At 43.8% G+C, this 15,553-nt stretch carries 13 protein-coding genes; all 13 read right to left on the reverse strand.

The window, feature by feature from the left end; translation table 11 throughout:
- Position 1 precedes the first annotated feature (1 nt).
- The 13 genes from dnaG to BTO09_RS03250 all read right to left on the reverse strand — a co-directional run bounded on the left by dnaG (position 2) and on the right by BTO09_RS03250 (position 15,543).
- Positions 2-1,966 (reverse strand): DNA primase, encoded by a 1,965-nt coding sequence (dnaG, locus tag BTO09_RS03190; protein WP_087523290.1) that lies wholly within the window; start codon positions 1,964-1,966, stop codon positions 2-4.
- 96 nt (positions 1,967-2,062) lie between these two features.
- Positions 2,063-3,115, reverse strand: coding sequence for a hypothetical protein (locus tag BTO09_RS03195; protein WP_087523291.1), 1,053 nt, complete (start codon positions 3,113-3,115; stop codon positions 2,063-2,065).
- Between the two features lie 84 nt (positions 3,116-3,199).
- Positions 3,200-4,018, reverse strand: a complete 819-nt coding sequence (locus BTO09_RS03200) for a hypothetical protein (protein ID WP_087523292.1) — start codon at positions 4,016-4,018, stop codon at positions 3,200-3,202.
- Positions 4,005-4,571 (reverse strand): RNA polymerase sigma factor, encoded by a 567-nt coding sequence (locus tag BTO09_RS03205; protein ID WP_087523293.1) that lies wholly within the window; start codon positions 4,569-4,571, stop codon positions 4,005-4,007. The genes BTO09_RS03200 and BTO09_RS03205 overlap by 14 nt, the downstream gene beginning before the upstream one ends.
- A 71-nt stretch (positions 4,572-4,642) precedes the next feature.
- Positions 4,643-5,623 (reverse strand): polyprenyl synthetase family protein, encoded by a 981-nt coding sequence (locus BTO09_RS03210; RefSeq protein ID WP_087523294.1) that lies wholly within the window; start codon positions 5,621-5,623, stop codon positions 4,643-4,645.
- A gap of 30 nt (positions 5,624-5,653) precedes the next feature.
- Complete coding sequence (gene rlmN, locus BTO09_RS03215) at positions 5,654-6,694, reverse strand: 23S rRNA (adenine(2503)-C(2))-methyltransferase RlmN (RefSeq protein WP_087523295.1); 1,041 nt, start codon at positions 6,692-6,694, stop codon at positions 5,654-5,656.
- Between the two features lie 78 nt (positions 6,695-6,772).
- Positions 6,773-8,428, reverse strand: coding sequence for a T9SS type A sorting domain-containing protein (locus BTO09_RS03220; RefSeq protein ID WP_157663413.1), 1,656 nt, complete (start codon positions 8,426-8,428; stop codon positions 6,773-6,775).
- Positions 8,429-8,596: 168 nt separating this feature from the next.
- A complete protein-coding gene (gene queA / locus BTO09_RS03225) occupies positions 8,597-9,646 on the reverse strand; it encodes a tRNA preQ1(34) S-adenosylmethionine ribosyltransferase-isomerase QueA (RefSeq protein WP_087523297.1) in 1,050 nt (349 codons plus the stop codon).
- A gap of 78 nt (positions 9,647-9,724) precedes the next feature.
- Positions 9,725-10,954 (reverse strand): 3-phosphoshikimate 1-carboxyvinyltransferase, encoded by a 1,230-nt coding sequence (locus BTO09_RS03230; protein ID WP_087523298.1) that lies wholly within the window; start codon positions 10,952-10,954, stop codon positions 9,725-9,727.
- Complete coding sequence (locus BTO09_RS03235; RefSeq protein ID WP_087523299.1) at positions 10,951-11,187, reverse strand: hypothetical protein; 237 nt, start codon at positions 11,185-11,187, stop codon at positions 10,951-10,953. Before BTO09_RS03235 ends, BTO09_RS03230 begins: the two co-directional genes overlap by 4 nt.
- Before the next feature lies 1 nt (position 11,188).
- Entirely contained in the window at positions 11,189-11,515 is a 327-nt protein-coding gene (locus tag BTO09_RS03240) for a nucleotide pyrophosphohydrolase (RefSeq protein ID WP_087523300.1), read from the reverse strand.
- A gap of 2 nt (positions 11,516-11,517) precedes the next feature.
- Positions 11,518-13,446: a DUF3857 domain-containing protein gene (locus BTO09_RS03245; protein WP_157663414.1), complete on the reverse strand. Its 1,929-nt coding sequence runs from the start codon at positions 13,444-13,446 to the stop codon at positions 11,518-11,520.
- 87 nt (positions 13,447-13,533) lie between these two features.
- Positions 13,534-15,543, reverse strand: a complete 2,010-nt coding sequence (locus tag BTO09_RS03250; RefSeq protein ID WP_087523302.1) for a DUF3857 domain-containing protein — start codon at positions 15,541-15,543, stop codon at positions 13,534-13,536.
- Positions 15,544-15,553 lie beyond the last annotated feature (10 nt).

Below are 15,553 nucleotides of genomic sequence, written 5' to 3' on the forward strand. Positions count from 1 at the left end.
ATTAGAGTACGCGACCAAGCTTGTTGCTCAATACCTTTTTAAGCCCCTGGTAATCTATAATGGTTTCTAGGGGCTCTTTTCTTTCCCCAGCCTCGGCCTCTTTCACCTGATTGGCGAGCTCCTCTATTTTTTGCGAGATCAATAGCCGCCTTAGATTCAAAATTGTCTGGCTCACGTACTGCCCAATGGAATAGGACTTGTCTTTCACATAGATCTCTTTGCGCTCCCAATTTCCTAATTGATAGCGCTCATCGTCCATTAGAATACTTGTCGCTAAGGCCGCAGGTGCAGGTTCCAAACTGTGGATCAAACTGTCAATTTTTTGTTCTCCTCCCTGATGCAAGTGTTCTACCAAGGCGTAATACAAGGCCCTAAAATCTGGATTTGCCAATTCGATCTCATCTTCTTGTAGGTCCAAATACACCTTTTCAAAAACCTTGGCCGTGTGCATTTCCGGTTTGAGATGCATTTCACCTTGCTCATCCATTTCCATGATCAAATCCTCAAACTCAGCCTCTTCATTACCGTACAAAAGCAGAATTTCTAGGATCTTCCGCTCGTATTCGTAAAGGGGATCTATTTTCTGTGTGGGTAGTTGCTGGTTAGCGATCACCTCAAAGGGAGGTTGATCTGGCTTTTTGGCCGCTTTTTTCTGTGCAGCTTGTTCTTTACTTAGGAGTTGTGCCAGGGCGTTAAACAACACCTCTTCGCTCATCTGCATGATACGCGAGCATTCTTGCAGATATACCTCGCGTTGAATAACATCAGGAATCTTGGCAATACTCTGCACCATTTCTCTGATAGTACTGGCCTTCTTTACGGGGTCATTGGCCGATTCCGCTGCCAAAAGCGAAGCCTTGAAGTTGATGAAATCCTGACTCTCCGCCTCTAAAAAGTTAACTACCTCTTGTTGGGAGTGCGCTTTGGCAAAACTGTCCGGGTCTTCCCCTTCCGGAAATGTACAAACACGAACGTTCATGCCCTGTTCCAAAATAAGGTCTATCCCACGCAGTGACGCGCGCAATCCGGCGGCATCACCATCAAACAAGACCGTAATGTTAGGCGTTAATCTTCTAATTAGTCGAATCTGATCTGGAGTCAAGGCAGTACCAGAAGATGCCACAACATTGGTCACCCCCGTTTGATGCATTTGTATAACATCGGTATAACCTTCCACCAAATAACAGCGATCTTCTTTCGCTATAGTTTGCTTGGCCTGATACAAGCCGTAAAGGATCTTGCTTTTCTGATAGATCTCACTTTCGGGAGAGTTAACATACTTAGCAGCCTTTTTGTCGTTGGTCAAAATTCGACCACCGAATCCCAAGACACGACCGCTCATACTGTGAATCGGAAACATCACACGCCCTTTAAAACGATCGAACTGTTTGTCTTCGCGCACAATAGTGAGCCCCGTTTTGTCCAGATAGTCGAGTTTGTATCCCTTTCCTAAGGCTTCAGAGGTAAAAGCATCCCAACTGTTCGGATTATAACCCAAAGCGAAGTCCTTGATGGTCTTATCTGTAAAGCCGCGTTCTTTAAAATAGGTCAAGCCTATGGCCTTACCCTCCTCGCTGTGGAGCAAGGTCTTATGGAAATAGTCTTTAGCGAACTCACTGACCAAGTACAAGCTTTCGCGTTCGCTGGCCAATTGTTTTTGCTCATCGGTCTGCTCAGTCTCCTCCACCTCAATGCCGTACTTTTTAGCCAGATACTTTATCGCCTCCGGATAGGAGAAATGTTCATGCTCCATTAAAAAGGCCACAACATTACCGCCTTTCCCACTGGAAAAGTCTTTCCAGATCTGCTTTACAGGAGAGACCATAAAACTCGGCGTACGTTCGTCTGTAAAAGGACTTAGGCCTTTAAAATTTGAACCCGATTTCTTGAGTTGCACAAAGTCGCCGATCACTTCTTCTAAGCGAGCGGTTTCAAAAACTTTGTCTATGGTACTTTTGGAGATCAATACTCAGGTCTAAGAGGATAAAAATAGCAAAATAGCCACTAACTTCACTAAAAAAGGCACCCTAAGGTGCCTCTTTCTTTATAAATGAGAACGCAGTTAATCTACGTCAAATCGCAAGCCGAGTGAGATGTTGCGCTGCTCCACCGGATTGTCTTTAAATATTGGGTTCAGATCGTACTTTACATACAAGGCCATCCCCGTCCAACCGATATAACCACTCAGGCCATAGGCAAAGTTGTTCGTATTGAAATTTCCGGTCTGTTTTTGTTCTACCTCATTCCCATCCGGGCCGTCAAAACGCAATTTCTGAACTGTGCGCAGACGGAATCCGGCATAGCCTCCTAAACCAACCTTTAATTTGTTGCGGGTAGAATAGCGGAAATAATTTTCCTTTTCGATCTTTCTAGAAGGGCCAAATTCAAAGTGAACCGGAAACACTAAGTAGTCATTTCTGAGTTTCGATTTGTCCAGATCGGCACCAAATTCACGCACTACAGTCTCACTACCCGTGTCTTCAAAGAAGCGATCGTCGCTTAATTTAAGGCCGTTGAACTGGAAGGAGAATCCGTACTTTAATCGCAGCCAGTTCGAGTTCTTAAATACCCGAGTCTTCCAGGCAATACCCAATTCAAAGAATCGGCTACCAGCAATTTTAAAATCAGTATCGCCAAAGGACTGCCCATCAGTGATCGCATTGTTCAATCCAAAGGCCAAAACTAAGTCGCTAGTGGTTCTGCGATCGTACTTACGCTCTCTAGGCGTGTAATCGAAATCCAGGAGTTTTCCTTTTGAAAAAACAACCAACTCAAAATTATCGGTTGAAGTGGTGTTTAAAGACCCATTGCGTTCCAACAGATCGATCTGATTTTGAATGATCACTATGCGATTCTCAATGTTCAAAGCGCGCTTCTCTGCAGCAGCCTGTTTCAATTCTGTGGCTTGCTCTTCGGTGATCTCTCCCTTTTCCAGGCGATCGTTAATTGCAATCACCTCGTCCTTTAAGGCCTCTTTTTCTTCGGCTTGCACCGCTTCTATCTTTCCTTGCAGATAATCGATCTGTGCCTGCGCATCCTTTGTTTCCTGCGCACAAAGCGAGACGGTCGCGAGCAACCAAATAACAACAGCGGTACTGTAAGTAATGATTCTCATATGATTTTTAATTTAAGTAGAAGCAAACCCCACCCCTACCACCGCAGGGGTAGTGCTATACTTCCAGATTGATGAATGAATGAATTAATTATTACGAGTGGCCATGGCCGTTCGAATCTTGTTGTAACCTTCGCCCAAGGCGTCAAAGACCTTATCTCTAAAGGAGCGTTCCAGATCGTATTCGACATCCATTAGCAAGGCGTTGGCATCTACTTTTAAAGTCTCCATATTGATGAGCGACTTGGCTTTCAATTCCTTTTGGGCGGCTTCTAATAGCGCTGCTATCTCGGCTTCGGTGATCTGAGCATTGGCAGCCTCCATGTCTTTTATCTTCCCAACCACTTCATCGACCTTTGCAGCCACTGCATCTTGTGAATCAGTAGGCGTAGCATTGCCATCTGAAGCGCTTATGGCCGTGTCATCTATTTCTTTAGGAGTTACAATGATCACCGCTTCGGATTTCGGCTTTTGAGTCTTTGGAGCTTGAGCTATTGCCGTTTTTTCCTCGGATTTCTGCGGAGCTTTATCAATAGGCTTATCGATTGCTTCGGATTTTTCATTTTGCTGCTCTACTACAACTATATCCTCTTGCTTATCATCTTGCTCCTGCTCCATAGGAATAACAGGAATTACAGTTTCCGTATTTGGTGCTTCTGGTTTAGGCTCTTCAATGACGATCTCGTTTTGCTGCAAACTCGGATCACTGCTGAAAAGTAAAGATCCTATCAAGGCAAGTCCAGCAATACCTGCAGCAATGGCCCACCAAATTCCTAAGCCTCGTTTCTTTTTACTGGTCTTCTCATCCAACTGATCTGACAGTTTTTTCCAGGCTTCGGCACTCGGGGAAATCTCACGATTCTCGAACTGATCGCGTATGTTATCTTCTAATTTAAGGGGTGCCATAATTTGTCTTATTTTGAGCGTTTAGTCGGCGCTGTAATAACTTGCGCGCCTTAAACAACTGGCTCTTTGAGGTGCTTTCACTTATCCCGAGGGCTTCGGCGATCTCACTGTGCTTATATCCTTCTACAGCATACATCACAAAGACCATTTTATATCCTTCCGGCAGCTCGTCAATTATGCGCTGCAGGTGTTCTACTTCTAAAGGGCTGTCCAAATAAACTGCGTGATCGGTAGTATGATCTATGACCTCTTCTGGTTCAAAGTGCAGTTTGCGTTCTTTGCGAAGCCATGATATGGACTCTCTGACCATGATCCGGCGCAGCCAACCTTCAAAACTCCCGGTCCCCTTATAAGAATCTAAAGCAGTAAAGGCTTTAAAAAAACCACCTATCATGACCTCTTCTGCCAGAGAAATGTCGCTTATGTATTGGCGGCAGACACTGAGCATCTTAGGCGCAAACATCTCGTACATTTGTTGCTGAGCCTTGCGATTGTTCGCTTTGGCTTTCTCTAAAAGTCGTTCTAGATTCTTATGTAAAGTGATCACTTTCACTAAAGCAGACCTTGTTGGGTTTCGCTATAAAGACGCAATAAGTTGACCAAAGGTTGCCTGAGGTCTAAAATTTATTTTTTTCTGTCGATCACATAGTCCACCATAAGCACCAATGAATCCTTGTAAGGCGAGTCTGGATAAGGCTTTATCATCTCCATAGCCTGAACTTGATAGTCCTTCATTTTTTTTATGGCATAGTCCAAACCTCCGACCTCTTTTACATAGGCAATGACTTCGCGAACGCGTTTTTTATCGGTATTGTGATTCTTGACAGAATTGATGAGCCAACGCTTTTTTTCTAAAGGAGCATGGTTGAGTGCATATATGAGCGGCAGGGTCATTTTTTGTTCTTTAATGTCTATACCGGTCGGTTTCCCGATCTTGGCCTCTCCGTAATCAAAAAGGTCGTCTTTGATCTGGAAGGCCATCCCGATAAGCTCACCAAATTTCTCCATCAGTTGGACTTCTTCTTTAGAAGCCCGAACCGATTGGGCACCCATAGCGCAGCAAGCTGCAATAAGTGTAGCGGTCTTTTTGCGAATGATCTCGTAATAGACATCTTCGGTTATATCCAATTTACGCGCCTTATCGATCTGAAGGAGTTCTCCCTCTGCCATTTCACGAACAGCTTTCGAGATTATCTTTAGCAGGTCAAAATCCTCATTGTCTATACACATCAACATCCCTTTAGACAACATGAAATCGCCCACTAAAACAGCGATCTTATTCTTCCAGAGGGCATTTATAGAGAAAAAACCACGCCTCTTATTGGAATCGTCTACCACGTCGTCATGTACTAAGGTAGCGGTATGGATAAGCTCAATCACACTTGCTCCGCGATAGACTCTATCGCTCAAAGGATCATCGCCTTGGATCATCTTAGCGATGAGGAAAACGAACATGGGTCGCATCTGCTTGCCCTTTCGATTCACCACATAATGTGTGATCCGATTGAACAGCGCAACCTTAGACTGCATGGAGTTCGAGAACTTCTTTTCAAAGAGTTCCATTTCCAGCTCTATGGGCAATTTGATTTGACTGACCGTCTTCACCCTACAAAGATACGAGAAATGCGGGGCTTACTAATGCTTGTTTGCCAGTTGCCCGCAAGCGGCGTCTATGTCCTTTCCGCGGCTGCGTCTTACGGTCACAGGTATACGCTTGGCCTCTAGTTTTTGGATATAACGATCTAAGACTGCATCGTCTGCTTGCTGAAACTTATCGTCTCCAATAGGATTGTATTCAATGATATTGACCTTACAGGGTACATATTGGCAGTACTTGACCAAGGCATCTATAGCCTCATCCGAATCGTTGATGTCTTTCCAAACCACATACTCGTATGTGATACGTCGTTTGGTCTGCGCATACCAGTATTCCAGGGCCTCTCGCAGGTCATCTAAGGTAAATCGTTTAGCAAAGGGCATGATCTGCTCCCGTGTTTCTTGTATTGCGCTGTGCAAGGAAACAGCCAGGTTGAATTTCACGCCATCGTCTGCCAGTTTCTTGATCATTTTAGGTACTCCTGAGGTAGAGACCACTATGCGTTTAGGAGACATTCCCAGCCCCTCTTCACTGGTTATCTTTTCTATGGCGGCGAGCACATTGTTATAGTTCATTAGCGGCTCACCCATCCCCATAAATACAATATTAGATAGAGGCCTGTCGTAATACAGCTGACTTTCCTTGTGGATCGCCATTACCTGATCGTAGATCTCATCCGGATTCAGATTGCGCATACGCTTTAACTGAGCAGTTGCACAGAAGGCACAATCTAAACTACAACCTACTTGAGAAGAAACGCAGGCAGTTGTTCGGGTTTCGGTTGGAATCAAAACGGATTCTACAATAAGACCATCGTGCAAGGCAACAGCGTTCTTTAAGGTGCCATCTTCGCTTTTTTGAATTTGATCTACCGCAATATGGTTGATCACAAAGTGCTGCTCCAATAAGGCGCGCGTTGGCTTAGACAGATTGGTCATGGCCTCAAAATCATGCGCACCCTTGGTCCAGAGCCACTCATAGACCTGATTGCCACGAAAGGCCTTATCGCCTTGAGCGATAAAAAAATCTCGCAATTGCTCTTTGGTCAAGGCGCGTATGTCTTGCCGTTTGATTTCCATGTTGCAAAACTACCACAATTAGCCATAAAAAAACCCTTTCTGCTAAGAGAAAGGGTTTTAGATATCGTTTTGGTCAGCCTAGTGACGCACAATGATCTTTTTAGTTAGGCTCGCTGCGTTCTCGTCGTCTACGATCTTTAAGAAATAGACACCGTTTTGCAGATCTGAAACATTCAGCTCATTATTCACAGCAGAGAAGCTTCCGCGCTTCACAACTTGTCCTAAGATGGTGTAAAGCTCGTAATCTAAGCTGCTGCTTCCGAAGTGAACCACATTCAACAAAGAATTTGCTGGGTTCGGGAAGATAGACAGATTGGTCTCGAACTGGAAGTCGTTCGTAGAAAGTGTCTCAAGCGTATCGCCAGCGTCTCCGTCTGGATCTAACCAAGGCTTTAAACTGTTGGTTGGTGAAGAACCAAAGTCCCAAGATTTGTCAAAGCGACCGTATACGTCAAAACCACCATTGTCGTTGGTCCCTGCACAAGCAGCAGATCCTCCGGCCAATTGTCCTACGATCAAACCGTTCTGATCAAATAGCGGAGATCCGGAAGAACCTCCTTCGGTAACTCCAATATCCCAACCGTCACCACCGCCGAATCCAGAACCACTGATCACCCACATTTCTGTAGATGGGTTCCCGTTAAAGCTGATGGCACTTTTAAAAGGTGCTTCGTCATCACGACATACTTTCATAATGTCTCCAGATGGGTGGTGAATACCTACGGTATAATTTGGTACAGCAGTAGCACTGCGGTTCCATCCAGCCCATACTAGGTTCCAAGAATCTGGTAAAGTACCTAGTAAACGCACTAGCATTACATCGGACTCTGAGTTGATAGCCAAACGCTCTGCACCACTGGTAGTATTAAAAGACCCACTGGTACTTGGAGTTGTTGTTCCACAAGATGGAGAAGGGCTTCTCCAGTTAAAACGGAATGACCAAGTTGCAGGAGTCCCTCCGTTACAGTGGTTCGCTGTCAAGAAATAAGGCTCTCTGTCGTTAGCTGTATTATTTATCAAAGCTCCACTACAAACTCCACCACCAATGATAAAGAGTGCAACAGATCTTTTTAGGTCTTCTTTTAGTGGATCCCAATCAGCACCTACAGTACAATCCACATCGTGGTTACAAGATCCGGAGTCGTTAAGACCCTTAGCAGTAACCACCTCGTCGGTAAATTGCTGAACAGAGCGGTAACCGTGTACCACTTTGCTGATATTCAAAGAACCTTGACCGCGAACAGCTTTTGGTTCAAAATATTCGATCCAAATGTTATCACCGTCAACCATCCAAGTTCCGAGCATTTTCTCTTCGTTGTTCAGGTTGTCCGTATAAGCTCCAAGCAAGGCAGTACGGTCATCATTGTAAAGATATACCTTAGCTCCTGCGGGTAAGTCGTATTTGTCAAAAATGAAATTCATGGTCTTGGCGCCCTCAGAAACGATGTTGATTCTCCAAACACCATCACCGTTAGGAAGCTCGTCCCACACACCGGCATTTTCTAATCCGAGGTCTACGTCCAACTCGATCCCAAAACGATACGGACCATCTCCCTTTCTGTAGGCAGCATCTTCCGCATAAACAGTTTCAAAATCGATAGCCTCCATCTCCACTGGAGAAACAGCCGAGCGTGCACTCATAGTCCAACTGCGCGGTTCTCCTTCATTGGTCACTTGAGCCTGAGATGTAAACCCTAGAGCTAAAAGCCCTAATAGCAAAGTAATTTTTTTCATGTAAGCATTTTTAGTCAGTTGCGTGCAGTTTCCCTGACGCATAATAGGTTATAAGCTCTAAATGTACATCTTTTTTTGGAATCGACCTGTGGGAAATTCCCGCTTTCTGGCATAAAAAAACCCGCTACAAGTTAGTAGCGGGCGCTTTATATTCGGTCTAAAAGGAACTTACAAGATCAACATTGCGTCTCCGTAAGAATAGAATCTGTATTTTTCTTTTACCGCTTCTGCGTACGCCTCTTTGATAAATTCGTGACCAGCAAAAGCAGAAACCATCATTAATAGCGTAGATTTTGGCGTGTGCAAATTGGTGATCATCGCATTGGCGATACTGAACTCATAAGGCGGGAAAATAAACTTATTGGTCCACCCGGCATATGGGTTTAGCGTGTGGTTAGAAGAAACAGAACTCTCTAGGGTTCGCATGGCAGTGGTACCCACAGCGCAAACACGTTTCTTATTGGCCAATCCTGTATTGATGATATTGGCCGCCTCTGGAGAGATAATGATCTCTTCTGAATCCATTTTGTGCTTGCTCAGATCTTCTACCTCTACCGGAGAGAACGTACCCAAGCCAACATGCAAGGTAACCTCACTAAAATGAACACCTTTGATCTCCAAACGCTTCATTAAGTGCTTTGAAAAGTGAAGTCCAGCTGTTGGAGCTGCAACGGCACCTTCGTTCTTTGCGTAAATAGTTTGGTAACGCTCTTCATCTTCTGGCTCTACATCTCTTTTGATGTATTTTGGAAGTGGCGTTTGTCCTAATTCGTTAAGCTTCATGCGGAACTCTTCATAAGATCCATCGTACAAGAATCTCAAGGTACGCCCACGGGAAGTGGTATTATCGATCACCTCAGCAACCAAACTTTCGTCCTCTCCAAAGTAGAGCTTGTTTCCAATACGGATCTTACGCGCCGGATCTACCAAAACATCCCACAAACGGGTCTCTGCATTGAGTTCTCTAAGCAAGAAAACCTCAATACGCGCTCCGGTCTTTTCTTTGTTTCCAAATAAACGAGCAGGAAAAACTTTGGTGTTGTTCAACACCAAAACATCGTCTTCGTTAAAATACTCGATAAGGTCTTTGAACATACGATGTTCAATGGTCTGTTTCTCTCTGTCCAATACCATTAGACGCGATTCGTCTCGGTTGGCAGAAGGATATTCTGCGAGTAATTCGTTAGGAAGATCAAAGTTAAAGTTAGAGAGCTTCATAGGCCTTCAGCGGGTTTTTAGATTACAAAGGTTGCAAATATACAACCTCGGCATAGGGGTTGTCAAGTAAATGGCGGTTTATCTTTCGTTTTCTATAGAAAAACCGAGGGTTTTTAGGTCGTCCCAGAATTCGGGATAAGACTTAGAAACCACTTCTGCCTCCTCTATCACAAGTTCTGTTTTAAGTGCTAGCGGCGCAAAGGCCATTGCCATACGGTGGTCTTGATAGGTTGCCACCCGCACCTTGGGCTTTATCTGATTTGAAGGCCTTAAACTCAGATGATTGTCGGTGATGTTAACCTGGGCTCCGAATTTTTCCAATTCATTCTTTAAAGCTTGCAAACGATCTGTCTCCTTGATCTTTAAGGTGTGTAAGCCAGAGAGCTCACAACCGACCCCTAGACCAAAACAACAAACTGCTATGGTTTGTGCCAAATCTGGTGTATCTACCAGGTCGGCGCTATAAACTTCAGGCAAATCCACGGCTTTCTTGCTTAGGGTAAGACTCACCTCATCGGCATTAAATTCCGAACTCACCCCCAATGGGGCGAACAATTCCACCAGGGCAGAGTCTCCTTGTAAGCTTGAAGCTTTATAGCTGCGGAGTTTAATATGATCTGCTGCCCCTAAAGCCATCAGACTGTAAAAATAGGAGGCAGAACTCCAATCGGATTCCACGGTGAAAGAGGTGGTTGCCAACTGCCCGATAGGACTAACCCGAACCTCAGATTCACTCAGCTCTGTCTTTGCTCCTAAGGCCTCCAAAAGGGTCAAGGTCATCTTTAAATATGGGATAGAAGTGAGCTTTCCGTCTAGCTGCAAGCGAATGCCTTCTTCGAAACTAGATCCTGTAAGCAACAAAGAAGACAGATACTGACTCGAAATATTCGCTGCGATGCGCACGGTATTCCCTTTAGGGGCAACTCCTTTTATGCGTAAAGGCGGATAGCCTTCTTCTTTTTCGTATTGAATGTTCGCACCCAGTTGTCGTAAGGCATCAACCAAAACCCCAATAGGTCGTTGTTGCATGCGCTCACTGCCAGTTAGCACGCCTTCAAAACCTGGCTTCATAGCCAGATAAGTGGTTAAAAAGCGCATAGAAGTACCGGCGTGATGAATATCTATAAGGTCTGAACCACTATTTAAAGCGGCTTCTAGCACCCGCGTGTCGTCACTGTTGGATAGGTTGGCGATATCTAAGGCTGGGTATAAAGCCTTTAGAATCAACAAGCGATTGGATTCACTTTTAGAGCCTGTGATCTTTAGTTCTCCGGACTTCAGTTCCGGAACACTGAGAATTAGATTCATTGTTGGTCGCGTTTGTATTTGGCCCAAAATTTTCCGTAGGTCACAAAAAAGCCATAGACCAGTCCACTGGCAATACACACACCTACAAACTCTACCGGATCACGCTCGTCCCAAAATGAGATTTTAAATCCATTCACTCCCCAAAACAAGACCACAAAGACCACTATAAAAGCAGAGCCTAAAGAAGCTACAGATTTCCAGAATTTGGTGTCGGACAATATGCGTTTTATCATCTTATTGCAGTTTTGGATTTTGTTTATGCCTGTCGTGATCGCGTTTGGTCTTAAGATCCATTTTCTTGTCGAAAGCGGCTTGCAGATCTATTCCCGTCTGATTGGCCAGACAAAGCACTACAAATACTACATCGGCCAACTCTTCGCCCAGGTCCTTGTCCTTGTCCGAAGGTTTTTCACTCTGCTCGCCATAACGACGCGCAATGATACGCGCAACTTCACCGACTTCTTCGGTAAGTTGTGCCATATTGGTCAATTCGTTGAAATATCGAACGCCATGATCCTTGATCCAGTCGTCCACTGCCTTTTGAGCATGTGCCAAATTCATAATTACGATTTGATTAATACGATACGTTCTTTTTGATTCTCTACGACCTGCGCCATAAATTGTTTTAAATAGGTATAAAGTTGAGCGCCGAACAATCCAGTGTTTAATTTTAAACTACTTCTTATAGCTACAGTATTGTTACTTACGCGATATTGAGCGCTGTAAGAACCTAGCCCTTCTGGCAACGCGATATTGACTGTTGGCGGTACAGACTCAATTTGATAACCCTCTGGAATGGTGACAGAGATCATGAACTTATGTTCCTTCGGATATACATAATCCACCGGCAGGCTCCTGGTATCACTTTGAAACGGATTCTCTGTCATTCCTAAATGAAAATAAGGATTGAAGTATCGTTTTCCGTCCAAATCTTCTATAGCATCTTCTATCGTAAACTCATAGCTCAAGATTAAAGGGTCTGCTAACTCCGTATAATTCTTTAAACTTATGGCTTCAGCAAAAAAGTCGCCGTTATCGAACTCGCTTAAATATTCATCGGCGGTATCAGAGGTTAAAGCACTGCGCATCTCTAGGCCAAAATGGTTTGTGAATTGCTCGCGAGCTTGTCCAACCGCATCGGTCGTGTCGTCTAAATTGGCCAACAAATTGACTACATGAGAAGACAAATAATTCGGCGTTAAACTCACAAATTGAGAAGCTCCGTCTGGCATGAGCAAACGACCCTGCCAGTTCATGACACGTTCCGGAAGCATGTTTGGCAAACTGGCTGGACTACTTGCATCCATGAGAAATAGACCGCCATCTAATACAACCGCGGCGATAACATAGTTGAACCCTTCTAAGGTTGGGAACAACGGAACCCCATGTTCTTTTGTGCTAACCAGAACAGGGTAACTCTCCAGACCTGCATACTCCAAAGCCTTAACCAACAACAAGTTCAATTCCGCTATTGGCGCACTGCCCTTTTCTGATATCTCTTTGAGGGATTCTTCTGGAAAAATACCGTATTCTCCGTTCCACTTGATCTTGTTTTTAGCCCATTCAAAAATCAGATTCAGTTTTTCTTTGTCTGAATTTGCAACAGCTAACAAGCCGTCGAGATCTGAACCAAGGTCTATACGTTTATTGAGATAGTCTTTATAATAATCTTGAAAAATAGTGTTGGACACAGATTCCCAGGAACTAATGTATTCGGTAATACCAGAGTTGGGATAGTTCGTATACTGAAGCTCCATATTAATTGCGCCTATGTAGTTGAATAGGTTATCAACATAGGGTTCATCCCTTAAAGGCGAAACATTGTTCAATTCGTACTCCGTTGTAGTGATTTCATAAGTAAACTTACTCTGACCGCCACTTACCGTTCGCGCATTAAGTCCGGAACCAACGGTCTTGGCACCTAAAGCAAAACTTTCTGTTCTAGTTCCCTTTTTTGTCTGCGGATTGAGCACTATATCACCTCGAACATAAGGTCTAAAGACATAAAATTCGGGGATCTCAAATCTTATGGACTCGTAGTCGATGGGCACTGTTTGCTGCAATAATATCTCTCTTATATTTCCGATATAATCTGAGGAGACCACATATTTATATTCAATAACAGAACCTGCTTTAACCTTTGGCAGCGCTAATTTCTTCAAGTTCCAAAACTTGTTGTAGGCTTCATCGAAAATACCGTCCTTTTCTAATTTGGTGGTTTGAACCTTCCCATTCTCTAGATTGTAAGTTGCACCTTTTATGCGTGTAACGCTTTGGTCTGTGTTGCCTCCTACATAATATCGAACCTGATGAGTGGCCCAGTCAAATCCGGTATTGTTATATATTTTTACCCTTTCGTGTACCTCGGTATTCTGAACAAATCCTTTGTCCTTTACATAAATGTAGTACACGCGTATGTCTCTAAACAAAAAGGCTGCATCAGCCTCTGGATGCAATGGGTGGCGGTCCTGAGTCAATATTTCTTCACTCACCTTACCAAATTTCTCGATCTGGCTCGACACATTTTGAATCCACAGAAAAAAACCAAATAGCAAGCAAAATTTTACTATATGCATGACCTAAGATTTACTAATAACTACTTTTTCACTTTCCTTAGCCACACGCTGGCTGTAAAATTCTTTCAAGGTTTCGTAGTACAAAGCAGGTACTACGGCCTGTTTCATTGTCATGGAGCAAACCAGGTTCAATTTACCGTCTGCTTGGGCAATGTTAAAGGTATAAGCTCCCAATCCGCCGGGTAAAGAAATATTGAGCGCCTCTGGTACACTGGTCACCGTATAGCCCTCAGGCAAATTGATATTGATGATCTTTCTGTGCAGATAAGGATGCACAAAATTGATGGGATAATTCCGCTCGTCTAGCTTAAAGGGGTTCTCATACATCCCCAAAAAGAACATCGGATTCAAATAGATATCCCCGTCTATGATCTCTACCGCGCCTTCCTTTTCAAAGTCGTAACTCATACTGACAGGCTTAGAAGAATCCTTTAGGTTCTTAAGTTCGAGCTCACTTACCAGATCCAGATTATAATCGTCCATAAGTTCTTCTTCAATCTTTGAAATGCTTTCATTCTCGTAGCTGCGTCGCTGATCTAAAGCCTCCAAAAGTGTGAGATTAGATCGGACATTTCCGTTTATATCGCCAAAGTCGTCCAAGTTCACTGTAAGCATCGTACTCACCTGACTGATGGTATTCGGATAGAGATCCACCTTCATAGAAAGGCCATTTTCCATCACCATGGTTCCGTTCCAATTCAAAACACGACTTGGCAACACATTGGGCGCAGTCATTTTCTCTGTGGCATCTAGCAAATAGCGCTGACCGTCAATTTCTACTGCGGCAATGACATAGTTGAACCCATCGAGCGTTGGGTAAGCCGGAATTCCGTGACTACGAGTACTCACCAATACAGGATTTGCATTGAGTCCGGCTTCTTTAAGCATGGCTACTAGAAGCAGATTTATGTCGCCAGTGTTGCCTGTTTGATCCTTATACGCTCTAGAAATTCCAGAGGCTGCAGTCATCCCATATCGCTTGTTCCAATTCATGTGCGATTTCACGTGATCAAAGATGCGATTCATACGATCCATATATCCACTTGAACCTTCTAGCACTGTGGCCAGATCATCCTTAAAGAAATTTGTTCGCTCGAGTTGTTTTCCAAAACCATCATATTTGTAGATGGTCTTCACCACGTCTTCCCAGGTCTTTGAATACTCCTTGACCACTCCAGATTGACTTTTGGTACTGCTGAGCTCATAAACCACCGTATAACGATAGTTGTCAATATTGTCAACATAAGGTTCCTCTTTCAATGCTGGAACGTGCATGTATTCGTATTCTGATATAAATTCTTTAAATATGGCCGCGCCATCTTTTGTTGTTGAGGTTAACCCACCACCTTGTTCGTAGGTAAAATCTATTCTACGAGTGTCTGTATAGTCTTTGGGCTGTGCATTAAAATTACCTTTGATGAGTCGGCTAAATTGAAAATATTCCAAGATCTGGATCTTGGTGTAATGATGAGCCGTTGGAATATCTTCTTGAATGACCACATCGTCTATAATGGTAAAATAAGGAGATACCACACGATACGATATCTCTAGAACCGAACCTACCTTAACCGCTGGCATTGTCAAACTTACCTCCATGCGATTTTCGGTCTCCATATTTTCAAATATTCCAGATTTGCTCAGCTTTTCTGACCTTATCTTGCCGTCTTCTAAATTATAGGTGTAAGCTTTTATGCTTTCTATGCGCTCTTTGAGCTTTCCCTTTTGATACAGATTGATCTTTCTGGTGGCATAATCCAAACCGTCTTTGTTTAAGATCTTGATGCGTTCGTGTACATCTGTATATAAAACCCATCCCTTTACCTCATCGTCTTCGTAATATGTGTTCCGAGACTTATGCAAATAAACAGCATCTGCAGTGGTGTCCTGAGGGTAGACACTCATGCTCAATTCTTCTTTAGAGACTTTCTTGAATTCGTAATCTTGGGCAAATGAGATACTACAGCTAAAAAATAATGCAAGGATCCATCCTGCTTGGGATACTCTTTGAAACATATTACGTTAG

The sequence above is a fragment of the Gilvibacter sp. SZ-19 genome, from assembly GCF_002163875.1.
In the GTDB taxonomy this organism is placed as follows: Bacteria; Bacteroidota; Bacteroidia; order Flavobacteriales; family Flavobacteriaceae; genus Gilvibacter.

Coding starts and splice junctions, on each gene's coding strand:
- BTO09_RS03230 (WP_087523298.1), bottom strand. CDS start 10,954: ATGAATCTAATTCTCAGTGTTCCGGAACTGAAGTCCGGAGAACTAAAG.
- BTO09_RS03235 (WP_087523299.1), bottom strand. CDS start 11,187: ATGATAAAACGCATATTGTCCGACACCAAATTCTGGAAATCTGTAGCT.
- BTO09_RS03220 (WP_157663413.1), bottom strand. CDS start 8,428: ATGAAAAAAATTACTTTGCTATTAGGGCTTTTAGCTCTAGGGTTTACA.
- BTO09_RS03200 (WP_087523292.1), bottom strand. CDS start 4,018: ATGGCACCCCTTAAATTAGAAGATAACATACGCGATCAGTTCGAGAAT.
- BTO09_RS03195 (WP_087523291.1), bottom strand. CDS start 3,115: ATGAGAATCATTACTTACAGTACCGCTGTTGTTATTTGGTTGCTCGCG.
- BTO09_RS03250 (WP_087523302.1), bottom strand. CDS start 15,543: ATGTTTCAAAGAGTATCCCAAGCAGGATGGATCCTTGCATTATTTTTT.
- BTO09_RS03240 (WP_087523300.1), bottom strand. CDS start 11,515: ATGAATTTGGCACATGCTCAAAAGGCAGTGGACGACTGGATCAAGGAT.
- rlmN (WP_087523295.1), bottom strand. CDS start 6,694: ATGGAAATCAAACGGCAAGACATACGCGCCTTGACCAAAGAGCAATTG.
- queA (WP_087523297.1), bottom strand. CDS start 9,646: ATGAAGCTCTCTAACTTTAACTTTGATCTTCCTAACGAATTACTCGCA.